Genomic DNA, 4,539 nt, shown 5'->3' on the forward strand with positions numbered 1-4,539 from the left:
CCGCCGATCGCTTCGACGATCGTTCCGAGCGTGACGCCCATCGGCACCTCGATGAGGCCGCCCCGCACCACTTTGCCGGCCAGCGCAAAAACTTTCGTGCCCTTGCTGTGCTCCGTGCCGATGGCCGCGAACGCCCCCGCCCCGTTCCGCACAATCCACGGCACGAGGGCGAACGTCTCGGTGTTGTTGATGAGCGTGGGTTTGCCCCGGAGGCCCGAGGCGCTCGGATACGGCGGGCGGAGGCGCGGCGTGCCGCGGCGTCCTTCGATGGAAGCCATCATCGCGGTCTCTTCGCCGCAGACGAACGCCCCGGCCCCTTCCATGATCCGCAGGTCCAGCCGGAAGTCCGTGCCCAGGACGCGCTCGCCCAGGATTCCGCGCTCCCGGCACCGCTCGAGCGCCTCGCGCACCCGCCGAACCGCCAGCGGATACTCGTGGCGAATGTAGAAGATGCCCTCGGCCGCGCCGACGGCGAACGCCCCGACGATCATTCCCTCGATGATCCGGTACGGGTACGACTCCAGGAGCATCCGGTCCATGAAGGCCCCCGGGTCGCCCTCGTCGCCGTTCGCGACGAGATACTTCGGCTCGCCCGGGGCCTGGCGGACGCGCCGCCACTTCTCGCCCGTCAGGAACCCCGCGCCGCCGCGCCCGCGCAGGCCGCTCCGGCGAATCTCGTCAATGACCTCTTCCGCCGTCCGCTCCCGCAGGCACCGCTCGGCGGCCTGGAAGCCGCCGGCGGCCAGGTACTCGTCCAGGTCCAGCGGGTCAATCCGGCCGAACCCTTCGGTGGCCAGGTGCTGCTGCGGGCCGAGAAAGGCCGCCACCGGCGGGTCGCGCACATCCATCGCATAGCGCGCGACGGGCTGCCACGCCTCGTCCGTCAGGAGCGCATCGAGTGCTCGCCCCGCGGCGGCACGCACGCGCCGCGAAAGGCCGCGAGGCTTGAAGTGCCTCCGAACGATCGCCCCCGCGTCGTCCGCCTGAACCTGCGCGTAGAACGCGGAGGGCCGCCCCGGCACGACAATCTCGACGAGCGGCGTCTGGTGGCACATACCGACGCACCCGACCCGCTTGACGACGACCGGGGCGCCGGCGTCGGCCACGGCCCGCTCCAGCGCCTCCTGCACTTTGCCGCTCCCGCGCGACACGCAACACGAGCCCAGGCCGATGTGGATCTGCCCGCCCCCGGCCTCGGCCGGCGCCGCGAGCCGCTTCTTGCGCCGGCCGGCGAGCGCCTTCTCGGACGCCAGAAAATCCCGGAGCACCCTCGGCACGAGGTCCGGCGCCATGTGGCCGTACGTCAGGCCGTCGATCTGCACCACCGGCGCGAGCGTGCAGCACCCGAGGCACGCCACTTTCTCCACCGTGAAGATCCGCTCCGGGTCGGTGTCGTCGCCCTCGGCGATGCCGAGGTGCCGATAAAAGGCGTCGTGGACGACGCCGGCGCCTTTGACGTGGCAGGCCGTCCCGATGCAGACGCGGACGAGGTGGCGTCCCATCGGGCGTCGGCGGAACTGCGAATAGAATGTCGCCACGCCCTCGATCCGGGCCGGCGTAATGTCGGTAATCGCGCACACCCGCTCGAGCGCTTCCTCCGGCAGGTAGCGGTAGTGCTCCTGGATGGCCTGGAGGATGGGGATTACCGTCTCCGGCCGGCGGCCGATTTGCCGGACCGCCTCGTCCACGAATTGGAGGTCGAGGTCGCTCATTCTTTCGCGTTTCCGATGGCGAACAGGTGCTTCTCGCCGCGGAGGTAGATGCGGCCGTCGAGGAACGCCGGGCTCGCGTACACCTTCTCGCCCAACTCCGAGCGGCCGAGTTCCTTGAATTTCCTCGTCGCCGAGACGATGAACGTCACGCCCTTTTCGCTCGTCAGGTAGATCGAGTCGCCCACGAGGCTCGGCGACGACCAGAACGCCACATCCAGGTCGTGCTCGTACACGATCCGGCCGTCGCGCGCGTCGTAGCACGTCAGCGTGCCGTACGCCAGCAGCGTCCAGACGAGTCCGCCGCCGGCGAGCGGGCTGACCACGTCCGGCAAGTTGTCGGGCGAGCGCCAGAGGATGCGGCTCTTCGTGACGTCGCCCTGGCCGTCGGCCCGGATGGCCACGAGGTCGGCCCCCGTGTTCACCGCATACACCACGCCGCCCGCGAACACGGGGCTCGGGGCCACGTCGCCCCGCAGGCACTTCGCGCGCCAGACCTCCGCGCCCGTGAGGGGGTTGTATGCGATGACCCACGGGTCGGCCGCCATGACGACCTGCGCCTTTCCGCCCGCGTCAATCACGATCGGCGTCGCCCACGAGTTGCTGACCGGGCGGAGCGCTTCCCAGAGGGTTTTCCCCGTCGCGGCGTTCAGGGCGATCAGGCAGCTCTTGCGGTCCTCCGGACGGCCCTGGTCGTATGGAACCAGCACCATGTTCCGATACATGGCGAGCGAGGCCGCGTGGCCGTAGGTGTTCTTCGCAGCGCCCAGCGACCGCGCCCAGAGGGGTTTCCCCTCGAAATCAAATGCCGCGACGTCGCCGTTCGCGAAGATGGCCGCGACGCGCCGGCCGTCCGTCACCGCCGTCGGAGCCGCATAGCCCGTCGCCTCTTCCACTTCGGGCGGGGGCGCCGCCCTTCCCTCGGGCGTCTCGACCGGCCTCTGCCATCTCAGGCGGCCGGAGCGGGCGTCGAAACAATAGACCTCACGCTTCTTCTCGGTCGCGCCGGTCAGAAAAATCGCGTCGCCCCAGACGACGGGCGAATTGCGTCCCGGCAGCGGCACCGGCGTCTTCCACAGGATTCCTTCGCCGCTCTTACCGTTCCACTTCGTCGGAATGTTTGCGTAGGCGCTCGTCGCGACGCCCCCCGGGCCGCGGAACCGCGGCCACTGGCGCGCGATCTCCTCCGGCGAAGGATAACGCGCCGCCGCACCCGTCGGCTCTTCCGTCGGAGGCGCCGGCACGAAGTGCACGATGACGCCCGCCGTCGCCCCGACAATCGCCAGTGCGACCGCGCCCACCGCCCAACGAGCCGCCGAAGCCGTCCGGGGAGCGTCTTCCGGCGCCGCCCCGCCTGCCGGCCGGGGCGCCTCGTTGCGGCAATCGGCGGCGTACTTGACGGCCGCCAGGAACACCACCACCCCGCCCAGAAGGAGCCAACCGCCCCACCGCGAAAACGCCTGCCGATAGTAGTACTCCCGGCGAAGCGAAAGTTCGTACCCCCGGATCTTCTCGACGAGCGCCGCGTCGCTGAAACTCTCCTTGAGCGCCTCCTCGCGCATCCGGGCGAGTTCCTGGGAATCAAACGGGTCCCACCGCTGGCTCGCCACCCAGTGCGCGACGAGTTCGACGCCGACCGCCAGCGAGAACGCCCCGGCCACGATCGCCGCGCCCAACGCAACAGCGTAGGCGACTCCGGCTCGCCGGCGGGAATCAAACGGGTTTCGTCTCTCTGTCGTCATCCGTCTTCCTGCGTGTCCTTCTTCGCCCGCCGGGCCTGCTCTTTGGGGCAGTACGCGAAGCACCGCCCGCAGGCGAGGCACGTCGCGCGGTCCGGTTCATAGTCGGTCCGCATTCGGCGGACCGAGAGATGAAGGAGTTTCGCGCCGACGACGAGGCCCACCCAGGCCCCAAGCGCTCCGCCGCCCCAGACAAAATCGCCGACGATGCCCGCGGCCTCGCGGTAGAGTTCCTCGGCCGGCCGGCGCGTCGTATAGAACGCATCGCTTGCGTTCGTCGTGCCTTCGACTTTCCCTTCCTGCTCGAGGCGCACCCGGTCCGCCAGGCGCACCATGTCGTGCACCTGAGCCATCGCCGGTCCCGCCCGCGTGCCGAGTCCGGCGCCCAGCCCCACGAGGATCGGCAGCGCGACGACCAGCGCCGCCAGGCGGCCTTTGCCCGCCGTCCGCGGACCCGTCGGCGGCGGGGCGGGGTTGCGAATCGCCCCGAACGGACACGCGTCCTCACACAAGCGGCACTCGATGCACTCGTCCGGCGTAATGGCGACGTGCCACCGCGACGCCCGCGAGAAGAGCCTCAGCACCGCACCGTAAGGGCAGAGGTAGCGGCAATACGGACGACCGACGAAAAGGCCGATCACCAGAAAACTCGCCCCAAGAATCAGCATCGTCATGCTGCCGCGCACCGCGTCCATCAGGCTCTCGGAACGGAAGAGCGGCACGAGGCGGAAGATCGAGACGAACGGGTCGTATCGGCAGATGACGAACGCGGACCCCGTGGCCGCAAACAGCACCGCCGCCCCGAGGTACACATACGCTAGGAGACCTAGCGCGTGCTCGAGCCAGGCCGGCACCTTCACCGGCCGCACCAGCACGACGTCCTGAACGGCCCCGAGGGGACAGACCGCCCCGCAGAACGCGCGCCCGAAAAAGAGCGCGGCGACGAGCGGCAGGAGGAAAAACGCGAGCACGGCCAAGGGAATGGCGTAGGTGGAATCCCCGAGCGCGAGCGCGACGTTCTGAATCCCGCCGATCGGGCACACGCACCCGCCGCGCCAGAAACCGAAGTACGCGAGCGCGCCCAGCATCAC

3 protein-coding genes are annotated in these 4,539 nt (G+C 69.8%); all 3 read right to left on the reverse strand.

Annotated features, from left to right (window positions below; genetic code table 11):
- Positions 1–1,712, reverse strand: a 1,712-nt coding sequence (locus NTX40_03825) for an NAD(P)H-dependent oxidoreductase subunit E (GenBank protein ID MCX5648215.1), incomplete at its 3' end; no start/stop codon positions are given.
- Positions 1,709–3,451 carry a PQQ-binding-like beta-propeller repeat protein gene (locus NTX40_03830; GenBank protein MCX5648216.1) on the reverse strand — a complete coding sequence of 581 codons (1,743 nt, stop codon included), beginning with the start codon at positions 3,449–3,451 and terminating at the stop codon, positions 1,709–1,711. The genes NTX40_03830 and NTX40_03825, both read right to left, overlap by 4 nt.
- The coding region (locus tag NTX40_03835) for a 4Fe-4S binding protein (GenBank protein MCX5648217.1) at positions 3,448–4,539 on the reverse strand (1,092 nt) is incomplete at its 5' end. The genes NTX40_03830 and NTX40_03835, both read right to left, overlap by 4 nt.

Source organism: Planctomycetota bacterium (genome assembly GCA_026387035.1).
Taxonomy (GTDB): Bacteria; Planctomycetota; Phycisphaerae; order FEN-1346; family FEN-1346; genus JAPLMM01.

Excerpts from the sequence above, each read along its gene's own strand:
- NTX40_03830 (MCX5648216.1), bottom strand. The coding sequence starts at position 3,451 with ATGACGACAGAGAGACGAAACCCGTTTGATTCCCGCCGGCGAGCCGGA.